This window comes from Capnocytophaga sp. oral taxon 380 str. F0488 (assembly GCF_000318255.2).
Taxonomy (GTDB): domain Bacteria; phylum Bacteroidota; class Bacteroidia; order Flavobacteriales; family Flavobacteriaceae; genus Capnocytophaga; species Capnocytophaga ochracea.
Map to the genome: position 1 here is coordinate 12,406 of NZ_KB291214.1, position 14,217 is coordinate 26,622.

7 protein-coding genes and 5 tRNA genes are annotated in these 14,217 nt (G+C 38.5%); 9 read left to right on the forward strand and 3 right to left on the reverse strand.

Going from position 1 to position 14,217, the window contains the following annotated elements; genetic code table 11:
• The first annotated feature begins 10 nt into the window (after positions 1 to 10).
• From HMPREF9078_RS08305 to HMPREF9078_RS08325, 5 genes are all read left to right on the forward strand, one after another.
• Positions 11 to 1,144 (forward strand): DUF1735 and LamG domain-containing protein, encoded by a 1,134-nt coding sequence (locus HMPREF9078_RS08305; RefSeq protein WP_009420266.1) that lies wholly within the window; start codon positions 11 to 13, stop codon positions 1,142 to 1,144.
• A 147-nt stretch (positions 1,145 to 1,291) separates the two neighbouring features.
• A tRNA-Ser gene (locus HMPREF9078_RS08310) sits at positions 1,292 to 1,375 on the forward strand.
• A 29-nt stretch (positions 1,376 to 1,404) separates the two neighbouring features.
• Positions 1,405 to 1,479: transfer RNA gene (locus tag HMPREF9078_RS08315), tRNA-Pro, on the forward strand.
• Between the two features lie 67 nt (positions 1,480 to 1,546).
• Positions 1,547 to 1,620: transfer RNA gene (locus tag HMPREF9078_RS08320), tRNA-Arg, on the forward strand.
• 555 nt (positions 1,621 to 2,175) lie between these two features.
• A complete protein-coding gene (locus tag HMPREF9078_RS08325) occupies positions 2,176 to 3,714 on the forward strand; it encodes a YifB family Mg chelatase-like AAA ATPase (RefSeq protein ID WP_034543339.1) in 1,539 nt (512 codons plus the stop codon).
• 52 nt (positions 3,715 to 3,766) lie between these two features.
• On the opposite strand, the gene HMPREF9078_RS08330 is transcribed toward HMPREF9078_RS08325, so the two are convergent.
• The 3 genes from HMPREF9078_RS08330 to HMPREF9078_RS08340 all read right to left on the reverse strand — a co-directional run bounded on the left by HMPREF9078_RS08330 (position 3,767) and on the right by HMPREF9078_RS08340 (position 9,136).
• A complete protein-coding gene (locus tag HMPREF9078_RS08330) occupies positions 3,767 to 5,809 on the reverse strand; it encodes a M3 family metallopeptidase (protein WP_009420269.1) in 2,043 nt (680 codons plus the stop codon).
• A gap of 85 nt (positions 5,810 to 5,894) precedes the next feature.
• On the reverse strand, positions 5,895 to 8,654 hold the full coding sequence (locus HMPREF9078_RS08335; RefSeq protein ID WP_009420270.1) for a sodium-translocating pyrophosphatase: 2,760 nt from the start codon (positions 8,652 to 8,654) through the stop codon (positions 5,895 to 5,897).
• 408 nt (positions 8,655 to 9,062) lie between these two features.
• A tRNA-Met gene (locus HMPREF9078_RS08340) sits at positions 9,063 to 9,136 on the reverse strand.
• Positions 9,137 to 9,229: 93 nt separating this feature from the next.
• Between HMPREF9078_RS08340 and HMPREF9078_RS08345 the strand changes: the two genes are divergently transcribed.
• The 4 genes from HMPREF9078_RS08345 to carB all read left to right on the forward strand — a co-directional run bounded on the left by HMPREF9078_RS08345 (position 9,230) and on the right by carB (position 13,839).
• Positions 9,230 to 9,964 (forward strand): biotin--[acetyl-CoA-carboxylase] ligase, encoded by a 735-nt coding sequence (locus HMPREF9078_RS08345; protein ID WP_034543342.1) that lies wholly within the window; start codon positions 9,230 to 9,232, stop codon positions 9,962 to 9,964.
• A 201-nt stretch (positions 9,965 to 10,165) separates the two neighbouring features.
• A tRNA-Gly gene (locus HMPREF9078_RS08350) sits at positions 10,166 to 10,238 on the forward strand.
• A 171-nt stretch (positions 10,239 to 10,409) separates the two neighbouring features.
• Positions 10,410 to 10,958: a GNAT family N-acetyltransferase gene (locus tag HMPREF9078_RS08355; RefSeq protein ID WP_009420272.1), complete on the forward strand. Its 549-nt coding sequence runs from the start codon at positions 10,410 to 10,412 to the stop codon at positions 10,956 to 10,958.
• A gap of 28 nt (positions 10,959 to 10,986) precedes the next feature.
• On the forward strand, positions 10,987 to 13,839 hold the full coding sequence (gene carB, locus HMPREF9078_RS08360) for a carbamoyl-phosphate synthase large subunit (protein ID WP_009420273.1): 2,853 nt from the start codon (positions 10,987 to 10,989) through the stop codon (positions 13,837 to 13,839).
• Positions 13,840 to 14,217 lie beyond the last annotated feature (378 nt).

Below are 14,217 nucleotides of genomic sequence, written 5' to 3' on the forward strand. Positions count from 1 at the left end.
TTCTACAAAGATGAAAAAGATATTTTTAATACTTGGCTTACTAAGTGTAATAGCTTGTCAAGACGAAACTACCGACAAAACGCCTCAAGCTCCCAATGTATATCAGGGAGTATTTCTCGATGGTAATAATGTCGTTGAAGTGTACGTACAAGAATACCAAGATAACAAGATTCAAAACTTAAAGGTGAAACTGATAAGAGCTGCAGGTAAGATAGTATCAGCTCAACTTATCACAGGCGATACTCAAACCTTAACCGACTATAATGCACAATATGGTACGGATTACAAACTCTTACCTACTGATAAATATAGTATTGATGAAAATGCTATCTTCAATACTTATGAAACAGAAACTCCTATTGATATTACCATTAGTGAACTAACGTTTCCTAACAACGAAGTGTATGCGCTACCCATACAAATAAGAGGTAGAAATAATATTGAAGCTATTGCAGGACAAGACCGTTTGCTTTTAGTAGTCCATAAAGAAACAAGAACAAAGGTATTGAGTATGGTAACTACAAAAGCTACTACGGGAGAAGCTCTATCTAATAACGAGCTCCCTCAATGGACTTTTGAAGCTACAATTAATTGCTCAAATCTCATAGGAAGCAACCCAATAGTAGGAGTGACATCTAATACTCATCAAGTTGAGATAGGCTTTACAAACAATCAATTAGACGTAAAAGCTTCGGATATTTCAATATTAATACCTACTGAGGTATTTAAGGCACAAACTGATAAATGGTATCCTATTGCAGTAACCTGTGACGGCAATACCGTGCGTGTATATGTTGAAGGAAAAGAAGTAGGATCTAAAACAGCAAATACTAATAGTAGAATTTATGTAAAAGATTTATGGTTTGCGGGAGCTAATGAGCTTCTCAGAGAGGTGCGTTTGTGGAAACGAGCCCTAACCCAGAAAGAAATACAATTACAGTTGTGGAGTACTCTTAAACCCACAAATGATTTACTGCTTTATTATCCTCTCAATGGTAAAAAATATAATAAAACTTCTAATACCATTACAGATGATGAAACAAAACTATGGGATTGGTCCCCCACAGGCACCTCAATGGAACTTCCCTCAGGAGCAACTTTTAATAACGGTACAGGTTATGGTATTGTTTTTCCTCCTAGATAGACGGATATAAAGAAGATTTTACTATTTTTAAGTATTTGATAATTATTAGATTGATAAAAAATGTGCAAAAAAGTTTCTAAAATATTTGTGCAGAATAAAAAGTTGTTATACATTTGCAACCGCAAAAGCAAAGGAGCTTTCAAAATTGGAGAGGTGCCGGAGTGGTAACGGAGCAGATTGCTAATCTGTCGGCGGGTAACCGTCGCCTGGGTTCGAGTCCCAGTCTCTCCGCATCTAATACAAATTGTTAGATATAATTTCGGGGCGTAGCGTAGTCCGGTCATCGCGCCTGGTTTGGGACCAGGAGGTCGCAGGTTCGAATCCTGCCGCCCCGACAAAATAAGATATTTCATAAATGTTTCCTTTTGTGTGGCATTTTTGAAATATTTTTTTTGGAATAGAGGTCACGTAGCTCAGTTGGATAGAGCATCTGCCTTCTAAGCAGACGGTCACAGGTTCGAATCCTGTCGTGATCACGAGAATTTGTTTCATTTTGTATTAAAATTTATGTTCGGAATAACGCAGGATTTACGTCCTGCGTTATTTTGTTTATATACTTACTTAACGTCAGCTCAAAACAACAAAATACTATTTTTTAATCTCCTTTGCGTTGCTACAATCCCCCTAATAAAAATATTCCCTTCATCTCTTCTTTGCTTTTATTTCGTTTTATTACTCTAAAATCACTGTTAATTCTCCACTCTTAACTATTCATTTTTAACTACTTACATAGCCTTTGTATGCCAATCTTCCAAGATTCGTCCAAGGTTCCTATAAGCTTTGTATAAGCTAACCATAAGATTCCCTCAACCAAAAAGCATCTTTCTTTGTTATTTATAATTTCGTTTTTTTATCTTTTATAAAAGTTCTAATCTACTTTGTAATTCCTTGCCGTGCTACGGCTTCCTATAGTGCAAGAGCTATATTCTCTTATCTTGAACTTTTGTTAACTATATTGCAGATTATTTTTTGAAATAAAATTGCTCATTTACAAAGAATGTTTTACCTTTGTGCAAAAATTAGCCACAGAAATGTTAGTAAAGATTTACGGAAGTGCTGTATTTGGTGTAGAAGCCAGCACAATTACTATTGAAGTAAATATCGATAAAGGTATTGGCTATCATTTGGTTGGATTACCCGATATAGCTATTAAAGAAAGTAATTATCGTATAGCAGCTGCTCTGCAAAACAATGGATATAAAATTCCAGGTAAAAAGATAACCATCAATATGGCTCCTGCCGATATGCGTAAGGAAGGTTCTGCCTATGATTTAAGTTTTGCAATTGGTATTTTAGCAGCTAACGGGCAAATACAAAGTGAAGAATTAGAAAAATATATCATTATGGGCGAACTGTCCTTAGATGGCGGTTTGCAACCCATTAAAGGGGCACTACCTATTGCTATTCAAGCACGCAAAGAAGGATTCAAAGGATTTATTCTTCCTAAGCAAAATGCTAGAGAAGCTGCTATAGTAGATAATTTGGACGTTTATGGTGTAGAAAATATAAAAGAAGTCATAGATTTTTTTAATGGAGAAAAAGAATTACAACCTATCGAAATAGATACACGCAAAGAGTTTTACAGAGATTTAGAATCTCCTGAATTTGACTTTGCTGATGTAAAAGGTCAAGAAACTGTAAAACGTTGTATGGAAATAGCTGCTGCTGGTGGGCATAATGTTATTTTAATAGGCCCTCCCGGTTCAGGAAAAACAATGCTCGCTAAGCGTTTACCCAGCATTCTTCCTCCGATGACACTTCACGAAGCTCTTGAAACTACTAAAATACACAGTGTAGTAGGACGTATTAGGGACACAGGCTTAATGAGCCATCGTCCTTTCCGTAGTCCTCATCACACTATTTCTGACGTAGCTCTCGTAGGAGGAGGTACTTACCCTCAACCAGGTGAAATATCTCTCGCACATAATGGAGTACTTTTTCTTGATGAGTTACCAGAGTTCAAAAGAGCTGTTCTCGAGGTAATGCGACAACCTTTAGAAGATAGAGAAGTTACTATTTCTAGAGCAAAGTTTTCAGTTACTTACCCCGCTTCATTTATGTTGGTAGCAAGTATGAATCCAAGTCCAAGCGGGTATTTTAACGACCCCGATGCTCCTGTTACTTCTACACCTGCTGAAATGCAACGCTATTTAAGTAAAATTTCAGGACCTCTATTAGATAGAATAGATATTCATATAGAAGTAAATCCTGTACCCTTTGAAAAACTTTCAGATGATAGAAAAGGTGAAAGTAGTCGTGATATCCGTAAACGGGTGATAGATGCTCGAAATATCCAAACAGAACGTTTCAAAGAATATGAACATATTCACTATAACGCTCAAATGAATACTAAACAAATTCAGAAATTCTGTAAAGTAAATACAGATTCTTTAACTCTACTAAAAGATGCTATGACGCGTCTCAACCTTTCTGCACGTGCCTACGACCGTATTTTAAAAGTAGCGCGTACAATAGCCGATTTAGAAAAGTCAGAAGAAGTACAACCTCATCATATAGGCGAAGCTATTCAATATCGCAGTTTAGACCGTGAAGGTTGGTTTGGAGGATAAAAGTAGATATTATAAAAAACAAAAAAGCAGGTTACAATAACCTGCTTTTTTATTACTTCAACCCACGTACTTTGAGTAGTGGTTCAATAGCAGGAGCTTTCCCTCTGAAAGCTAAATACATCTTTTCGTAGTCCATTGTATTGCCTTTGGAGAGTATCAAATCTCTGAAACGTTGTCCATTAGCACGTGTGAGTCCGCCGTTTTCTTCAAACCATTGGTAGGCATCGTGGCAAAGCATTTCTGTCCATTGGTAAGAGTAATAGCCTGCTCCATAGCCTCCGCCAAAAATATGAGCAAAGTAAGATGAACGGTATCTTGGAGGTACTTCTTTCACCCATAAGCCTGTTCTTTCAAGGGCTTTCTTCTCAAAATCACTTACATTATTGATGATAGTATCCGAAGAAATAGTATGCCATTGCAAGTCTAAATTGGCAGCAGCCAAAACTTCAGTAAAGGCATAGCCCTCATTGAAGGTACTCGCTTTTTTTATCTTATCAATAAGTGCTTGTGGAATAGGTTGTTTAGTCTCGTAATGTATTGCATAGTTTTTAAGTACCTCAGGATACAAAGCCCAATGCTCATTGAATTGCGAAGGAAACTCTACAAAATCGCGTGCTACTGCTGTTCCTGATAAACTTGCATACTGTTGGTTAGCAAAGAAACCGTGCAATGCGTGACCAAACTCGTGGAAGAGCGTAGTAAGTTCATCGTAAGTAAGTAAAGCAGGTTTACCTTCGGCAGGTTTCACATAATTGCACACATTGTAAATAACAGGTTTAGTGCCTAATAACTTCGATTGGTTTACAAAGTTGCTCATCCACGCACCACCGCGTTTGCTCTCACGAGCAAAGAAATCACCATAGAAGAGTCCTAATGGCGTACCATCTTCTTCAAAAAGCTCATACACCAATACATCGGGGTGATATACGGGTATATCTTTGCGTTCTTTAAAGGTAATACCATAAAGTTTTGTAGCTGCATAGAATACACCATTTTCAAGAGCATTTTTCAATTCGAAATAAGGTTTGATTTCGTTCTCATCGAGGTCATATTTAGCTTTGCGAACTTGTTCGGCATAGAAGTTCCAATCGTAAGGTTCTAAAGTAAAATTACCTCCCGTTTTGGCGATTTGTGCTTGTATTTCTTTAGCTTCAGCTTTGGCTTTACCTACTGAAGCAGGCACTAAATCTTTAAAGAATTGAGCAATAGCAGCAGGAGTTTTAGCCATAGTGCGTTGCAAGCTCCATTCGGCATAGTTTTTAAAGCCCAAGAGTTCGGCTTTTTTAGCACGCAGTAAAGCAATGCGTTTTAGGATATCATTGGTATTATGAGCTCCCCCATCGGTACGATTCCAGCTTGCTTCAAACAATTGTTTACGAGCGTTGCGGTCGGCTAATTCACTAAGGAGCGGTTGCTGAGTAGTATTCACAATCGCTACTTTCTGACCATTGATAGTTTGAGCGGCTGCCAACGATCCTTCTAAAAGCGTTTGGTTAAAATCAGTTTCTAAAGAAGCTAACTCACTATTGTACTTTTTAAGAGTTTCTTTATCAGTAGCCGATAGGTTAGCACCTGCTACTACAAAATCTTCGTAGTAATTTTCTAACAATTTAAGCGATTCAGCATCTAATTTCAAGCTATCACGTTTATCATATAAGGCTTTGATACGCGCAAAGAGTTTTTCGTTCAAGTGAATGCCATCGGCGTGCTCGGCAAACTTAGGTGATAGTTCTTTTTGCAATACTTTTAAAGTATCATTAGTATTTGCCTCTGTTAAGGCATTGAATACCGCTGAAGCACGCTCTAACTCTACCCCACTTTTTTCTAAAGCGATAATCGTATTCTCAAAAGTAGGCACTTCGTTGCTATTAGCAATAACAGCAATACGTTCGTTTTGCAAAGCCATTCCTTTGAGCAAGGCGGGACGGTAATGTTCGTCTTTAATTTTTGAGAAGTCGGGAGCACCATAAGGCAAAGTGCTTTCTACCAATAGCGGATTGTTCTCTGTGTTTTCTGTCATTTTTGAAGTCTTTGAGTCGTTGCAGGCTACCAAAGCAGTGAGTAATATAGCTGCTGAAAATAAAGGTAATTTCATAGTTTTTAGGTGATTATAAAAAGGGTGTTCGAGGAAGAAGTTCCTCAAACACCCCTTTTGAGGTTATATAGTAACTAAAATATCGTTATTTAGCAGTCAAACGTATGTCGATACGTCTGTTTTTAGCTTTGCACTCAGGAGTATCGTTAGCAGGACAAAGAGGGTGTTCTGCACCATAACCTTGAGCGCTCAATTGAGCTTTGTTAGCACCCAATGCTACTAATTTGTTTAACACTGAATTAGCACGTCTTTCTGAAAGTTTTTTGTTACCTTCAACACTACCCGTATTATCAGTATAACCTCCTAAACGAATAGCAGCTTTAGGATAAGCTTTCAAAATAGCTACAATGTTCTTTAATTGTTGTTCTGAACCTTCAGTAAGTTCATCGCTACCTGTTTTGAAGTAAGTTCTATCCAAAGTAATCCAGTTATCTTTGAATTGTTCTGGAGTAGTAAGGTTTTTATCTTCTATCAATTTCACGAGGTGTGCTTCAGATGAGTTCTTTCCTACTTCTAACATTGTATTGTCAAAAAGGCTCAATTGGAATAAATCACCTACATTGTACTCGAAGTCACCATCGGCGTTAAGCTTACCTTCTTCAATAACTACTACTTCTTCCACAGGCATCACTCCTTCACCTTCACCTTGACGGATTTGAGCTTCTATAGGAGTACCTGAAGCATCAGCGGTATGTCCGCCCAAGATAGGAGCAATTACCAAACCTACCAAGCAAGTAAGTTTGATAAGGATATTCATTGAAGGGCCTGAAGTATCTTTGAATGGGTCACCTACAGTATCACCAGTAACGGCAGCTTTATGAGCGTCAGAACCTTTGTAAGTCATTTGTCCGTTGATTTCAACACCTGCTTCAAATGATTTTTTAGCATTGTCCCAAGCACCACCAGCGTTGTTTTGGAAGATAGCCCATACAACTCCTGATACAGCTACACCAGCCATATAAGCACCAAGAGCTTCAGCACCCATTACAAAACCAATAACAATAGGAGTAATGATAGTAATCGCACCAGGTAACATCATTTCGCGCAAAGCAGCTTTGGTAGAAATATCTACACATCTACCATACTCTGGAGTACCTTTACCTTCCATAATACCAGGAATTTCACGGAATTGGCGACGTACTTCATTCACCATATCCATAGCAGCTTTCCCTACTGATTGCATTGCCAAGGCTGAGAAAATTACTGGAATCATACCTCCGATAAACAAGGCAGCTAATACGTTTGCTTTGAAAATATTGATACCAGAAATGCCTGTAAAGGTCACATAAGCAGCGAACAAGGCTAAGGCGGTAAGAGCTGCTGAAGCAATAGCAAATCCTTTACCTACAGCTGCAGTAGTATTACCTACTGAGTCTAAAATATCAGTACGTTGGCGTACTTCTTTTGGCAATTCACTCATTTCGGCTACACCACCAGCGTTATCGGCAATAGGACCAAAAGCATCAATAGCCAATTGCATAGCTGTAGTTGCCATCATTGCTGATGCGGCAATCGCTACACCATAGAAGCCAGCTAAAGAGTAAGAACCCCAAATAGCTACAGCAAAAAGCAATACAGAACCAAAGGTAGATTTCATACCAGTTGCCAAACCTGCAATAATATTGGTAGCAGCTCCAGTAGATGAATTGCGTACGATATTCAATACCGGTTTTTTACCCAAAGCGGTAAAGTGTTCAGTAATAGCTGAAATGAGCAAGCCTACTGCCAAACCTACAATAGTTGCGTAGAATACATTGATACTTGCGATTTCTTTTACTCCTTCGCCAAAGAAACTCATTTGGATAGTTTCGGGCAACATATATTTGATAAGGAAATAGCAAGCTACTAAAGTAAGTGCTAAAGCTACATAGTTACCTGTATTTAGTGAGCTTTGTACTTGTTTTTCTTTAGCGTCGTTGTTTTTGATACCTACACAGAAAGTACCAATAATTGAAGCAATGATACCTACACCAGCAATTACTAACGGCAATAAGATAGGACCTAAACCACCGAAAGCATCAGTGAAAGCACCACCATTGGCAGTTGCTATATCTTTAATCACATAGTTACCCAATACCATTGAAGCGAGTACAGTTGCCACATACGAACCGAACAAGTCAGCACCCATACCAGCCACGTCACCTACGTTATCACCTACGTTATCGGCAATAGTAGCAGGGTTACGAGGGTCGTCTTCAGGGATACCAGCTTCTACTTTCCCTACGAGGTCAGCCCCTACGTCGGCAGCTTTGGTGTAAATACCACCACCCACACGAGCAAAGAGCGCAATTGACTCAGCACCGAGTGAGAAACCTGCTAAGGCTTCGAGTACAAGAGTCATTTCGTCGTAGAAAGGTTTGCCTCCTCCTACAAAAGTGTTTACAAAGAGGATAAAGAACAAGCTCAAGCCCAATACAGCCAAACCTGCCACTCCTAATCCCATTACAGTACCACCACCAAAGGATACTTTCAAAGCTTTTGGCAAGCTAGTGCGAGCCGCTTCGGTAGTGCGTACATTAGCATTGGTAGCAATACGCATCCCGATATTTCCCGCTAAGGCAGAGAAGAAAGCTCCACACACAAAAGCTACTACAATAAGCCAGTGAGAAGTTTCTACCATACGAGAAACAATAAATAGAGCAATAGAAGCAATAATCACAAAAATACCCAAAATGCGGTACTCAGCATTGAGGAATGCCATTGCCCCTTCTTTGATACTTTTGGAAATACTTTGCATTCGCTCGTTGCCTGTGGTTTGTTTGTTCACCCACGAAGCTTTTGCAATCATAAAGATAAGTCCAAGAATAGCAAGGACTAACGGTAAATATAACATCATTTTATCCATACAAATATTAGTAATTAGTTAAATTTAGGGCGTAAAAGTACGAAAGATAATTGTAATGAAAAAATAAAAAAGGATTTTTTTAGTACTCGCCCATTCCAGTATCAAATACCACTCTTAATAATCTAGTTGTCTTTTGCCTCATAGCATCATATAAAACATACTTTGCAGAATATCTTTAAGAAAGTTAATCATCATACTCTTTCGTAACTACTTGAATGGCACGATTTTTGAACCCGTTCCTACCAAGTGGCAACATCATTATTACATTATAAATTCAGAGTTTAGAGTAGAGACTTTTGTTTTTCATAGTGTATGCGTTTCCTATGTGTTTTGTTTTTTGTAAATTCAGGCATAAAAAAAGAGTGATTTACAAATATAAACCACTCTTTTTCTTTTGTTTAATCTTAGTAGCGAAGACGGGATTTGAACCCGTGACCTTTGGGTTATGAATCCAACGCTCTAACCACCTGAGCTACCTCGCCATCTATTTTGTTATGCCTTATTTTGACTTTGCGGGTGCAAATGTACTACATTTTTTTATACTACCAAATTTTTATAACTATTTTTTACTTTTTATGAACATCATTACCTTAAAAAGCATTGATTCTACTAATCAGTACTTAAAAAATTTAATACATATTCAGGATTCTCTTCCTAATTTTTTAGTGGTTTGGACACCTCAGCAAACTGCAGGTATAGGACAATACGGAACAAAATGGACGAGTGAACCCTATCAGAATCTTACTTTTAGTGTTTTATTTCTTCCTGAGCATTTAGATTTAAAAGATGCTTTTTTGCTCAATATGCTTGTACCTATTGCAATAATGAAAGTATTAGAGAAATTAAACATTCCTAATATAAATATTAAATGGCCTAATGATATCCTTTCTCAACGTTACAAAATAGGCGGAATATTAATAGAAAATACCATTCAAAAAACTAAAATTGAGAAATGTATAATCGGTATTGGGCTCAATCTTAACCAAACAAATTTCGATGGCTTATCTAAAGCCTCTTCTTTAAAAAATTTAACTGGTAAAGATTTTGAAATAGAACAAGTGATGAAACTAATCTTTTCTGAATTAGAATCAAACCTTTCTACACTTCCTCAACAGTCTTTCGAAAGCGTTTATACTATTTACCAGAAATATCTATTCCAACTAAATAGAGTATCCGTTTTCCGTTCTTGCCAAGAAAAGAACTTTTCAGGCATTATAAGAGGTGTGGAACCTTCTGGAAAATTAATCGTAGAAACGGAACAAGGAATTATAAAGACTTTTTCTCTTAAAGAAATAACTTTATTATACTAAATTCTTTCTACATCTAACAAATAAAATATATGAGAGTGACAATAGCTTTACTTGATTTAACATTAATTTTATCATAGTTTAGCAGTTTTTTCCTTTTTGTTATCCTCTTCTCTCCTATTTTTTGCTTTTCTTAAAATAATTTGTACCTTTGCCCCCGTAAATGAAAAACAAATCAGTTGCAAATTTACTAAAACAAGATAAGCGAAAATAGCTCAGTTGGTAGAGCGCAACCTTCCCAAGGTTGAGGTCGCGGGTTCGAGACCCGTTTTTCGCTCTTTTTTAATGTGCAATTATTAATTGTTAAATGAACACCTTTAAGAATATGAGTCAGTTAGCACTCTTTAGTGCTTTGATAGGCAGCACTCGAAAGAGATACGCAGGGCAACAATATTCTTTATTATTATAGTAGCTATATTTTTCTTTTGAAAGATGTAGCTATTTTTTTATGCAAAATAATAAAATGACAGATAATACCCTCTTAACCTCATCACGGCTTATACTTCGTCAGTGGCAGCTTTCTGATAGCGCTAATTTATATGAATTAGCAAAAAATCCTAATGTAGCTCTTATAACTGGGTGGAACCCTCACAAAAACGAAGAAGAAAGCCAATATGTTATTGAACATATCCTTTGCAAGCCTCATACATTTGCTATTTGTTTGGCTGACAATACAATTATAGGTAGCATAGGGCTACACTTTCAGGGAAATAGCAACTGCCCTTTGAAAGAAAATGAAGCTGAACTAGGCTATTGGTTAGGCGAGCCATTTTGGGGAAAGGGATATGCTACTGAAGCGTCTAAAGTTATTATTAAATACGGCTTTGAACAGTTGGGGTTACAGCGATTGGTGGCTATTGTTTATGAGGAAAACAAGACATCTAAACACGTACTCGAAAAGTGCGATTTTGTCTTTCAACATTCTTTAGAGAAGCAAATATCACCCTTAACTGGGCTCATACACACTCATTTATTTTATGTTTTAGAGAAGAATTAAATAAAAAACACAGCAATATCTATATAAAATGCCTAAAAGAAACGACCTACATTGTGTTCTGCTCATAGGATCAGGACCTATTATCATCGGACAAGCCTGCGAGTTTGACTACTCAGGCTCGCAATCGTTGCGCTCTTTGCGCGAAGATGGTATCAAAACCATACTTATCAACTCTAACCCTGCTACCATTATGACAGACCCGTCTATGGCTGATGTGGTCTATCTGAAACCTCTCACTACTAAATCATTAGTGGAAATTCTAAAAGCTCACCCCGAAATAGATGCCGTTCTTCCTACAATGGGCGGACAAACAGCGCTCAACCTCTGTATTGAGGCTGATGAGAAAGGTATCTGGAAAGACTTTGGGGTAGAAATCATCGGGGTAGATATTGATGCCATACAAATCACTGAAGACCGCGAAAAATTCCGCGTGCTGCTCGATGAAATCGGTATCCCTATGGCTCCGTCTGAAACGGCTACTTCTTTCCTTAAAGGAAAAGAAATCGCGCAACGCTTTGGTTTTCCACTCGTAATACGTCCGTCCTTTACTTTGGGCGGTACAGGAGCTTCTATCGTCTATAAAAAAGAAGATTTCGATATGCTCCTCAATCGCGGTTTGGAAGCCTCGCCTATCCACGAGGTGCTTATCGATAAGGCGCTTTTAGGCTGGAAGGAGTACGAGCTTGAGCTTTTGCGCGACAAGAACGACAATGTGGCGATTATCTGTACCATTGAAAATATGGATCCTATGGGTATCCACACAGGGGATTCTATTACGGTAGCCCCTGCGATGACTCTATCTGACCGCACTTTCCAACGTATGCGCGATATGGCTATCAAGATGATGCGCAGTATAGGCGATTTTGCTGGAGGGTGCAATGTGCAGTTTGCCGTGTCGCCTGATGAAAAAGAAGATATCATCGCTATTGAAATCAACCCACGTGTATCGCGCTCTTCGGCTTTGGCTTCTAAGGCTACAGGGTATCCTATTGCTAAGATTGCTACCAAACTGGCTATCGGTTACCATTTAGACGAACTGCAAAACCAAATTACCAAATCTACCTCTGCTTTCTTTGAGCCTACGTTAGATTATGTGATTGTGAAAATACCGCGTTGGAACTTTGACAAGTTTGAAGGCTCTGACCGCACTATTGGCTTGCAAATGAAGTCGGTAGGTGAGGTAATGGGTATAGGGCGTTCTTTCCAAGAGGCATTGCAGAAAGCAACCCAATCGCTCGAAATCAAACGCAATGGTTTAGGAGCTGATGGCAAAGGCTATAAGAACTACGAACAGATTATTGAGAAACTTACTTACCCGAGTTGGGATAGGGTATTCGTAATATACGATGCGGTACAGATGGGTATTCCGCTGAGCCGCATACACGAAATCACCAAGATAGATATGTGGTTCCTCAAGCAATACGAAGAACTCTGTGCGCTCGAAAAAGAAATATCGCGCTACAAAATAGACACTCTACCTAAAGAACTCCTTTTTGAAGCCAAACAAAAAGGCTTTGCCGACCGACAAATTGCTTATATGGTGGGCTGTTGGGAGAGTGAGGTACACAAAAAACGGGAAGAACTCAACATACGTCGTGTGTTTAAATTAGTAGATACTTGTGCTGCTGAGTTTAAAGCACAAACCCCTTACTATTATTCTACTTTTGAAGCACCTATTCGTACCGCTGACGGTAAGGAATACGTAGCCAACGACAGTATAGTAACTGACCGCAAAAAGGTGGTAGTACTCGGTTCAGGTCCTAACCGCATAGGACAGGGTATTGAGTTCGACTATTGCTGTGTGCACGGGGTATTGGCTGCCGAAGAGTGCGGTTATGAAACCATAATGATTAACTGCAACCCTGAGACCGTTTCTACTGACTTTGATACCGCTAATAAACTCTATTTTGAGCCTGTGTTCTGGGAGTATATCTATGATATTATTCAGCACGAAAAGCCAGAGGGGGTTATCGTACAGCTTGGCGGACAAACAGCCTTGAAGTTAGCCGAGAAATTAGATAAATACGGCATTAAAATTATAGGCACCAGCTTCCAGTCGCTTGACTTGGCAGAAGATAGAGGTAGTTTTTCAACTCTACTGAAAGAGAATAATATTCCTTATCCTCGTTTTGGTGTGGCTGAAACTGCTGATGAGGCGCTCAAACTTGCTGATGAACTTGACTTCCCGCTATTGGTACGTCCTTCGTACGTTTTAGGTGGGCAAGGTATGAAGATTGTCATCAACAAAGAAGAATTGGAAGCCCACGTGGTAGACCTCTTGCGCAAGATACCTAATAACAAACTGCTACTCGACCATTATCTCGACGGCGCCATAGAAGCTGAAGCCGATGCGATATGCGATGGCGAGAATGTGTATATCATTGGTATTATGGAGCATATAGAGCCTTGTGGTATCCACTCAGGCGACAGTAACGCTACCTTACCACCGTTCAATTTGGGTGAGTTTGTATTGCAACAAATAAAAGACCATACTCATAAAATAGCCTTGGCACTTAATACAGTAGGGCTTATCAATGTGCAGTTTGCTGTAAAAGACGATGTCGTGTATATCATTGAGGCAAATCCACGAGCATCGCGCACCGTACCGTTTATCTCTAAAGCCTACCAAGAGCCGTATGTGAACTACGCTACCAAGGTAATGCTTGGCGAGAAGAAACTCACTGATTTCCATTTCAATCCGCACTTAGAGGGCTTTGCTATTAAGCAACCTGTATTCTCATTCAATAAATTCCCGAATGTAGATAAGAAGCTCGGGCCTGAAATGAAATCTACCGGCGAAAGTATCTTGTTTATAGATAGCCTTAAAGATGATGCTTTCTACGAGATCTATACGAGGAGGAAGATGTATCTTTCAAAATAAAAAACTAAAAGGGCAAGCGTAGGCTTGCCCTTTTGGTTTTTAGTTGTATATTTGCAGAGATTTTAGAATACAAGGTTGAAAATATAAGAGTAGTGAAATAGCCGAACTATTGTGTTTTTTGGTTAGGAGAAATCCTATAGCCTTATATGAAAAACTATAAGGGAAATGTCATTTCATAGAGACAAACCTCAAGAGAAATAATTCTACTTTGAGCAAGTCCAGCTAAGGTTAATATCTTAGATATGATATACATAACTTTCATAATGTTAGGTTTAGCACGAATGTGCAAATATAGCATTAATATTTTTCTACCCAAATAGAAGACGGAGTGATATATTGATCGATTTTAATTGGTTAGTATATCGTATTAGCATACAT

Bases quoted from the DNA above. Each gene is read 5' to 3' on its own strand.
- HMPREF9078_RS08305 (WP_009420266.1), top strand. From the start codon at position 11: ATGAAAAAGATATTTTTAATACTTGGCTTACTAAGTGTAATAGCTTGT.
- HMPREF9078_RS08325 (WP_034543339.1), top strand. From the start codon at position 2,176: ATGTTAGTAAAGATTTACGGAAGTGCTGTATTTGGTGTAGAAGCCAGC.
- HMPREF9078_RS08330 (WP_009420269.1), bottom strand. From the start codon at position 5,809: ATGAAATTACCTTTATTTTCAGCAGCTATATTACTCACTGCTTTGGTA.
- HMPREF9078_RS08335 (WP_009420270.1), bottom strand. From the start codon at position 8,654: ATGGATAAAATGATGTTATATTTACCGTTAGTCCTTGCTATTCTTGGA.
- HMPREF9078_RS08345 (WP_034543342.1), top strand. From the start codon at position 9,230: ATGAACATCATTACCTTAAAAAGCATTGATTCTACTAATCAGTACTTA.
- HMPREF9078_RS08355 (WP_009420272.1), top strand. From the start codon at position 10,410: ATGCAAAATAATAAAATGACAGATAATACCCTCTTAACCTCATCACGG.
- carB (WP_009420273.1), top strand. From the start codon at position 10,987: ATGCCTAAAAGAAACGACCTACATTGTGTTCTGCTCATAGGATCAGGA.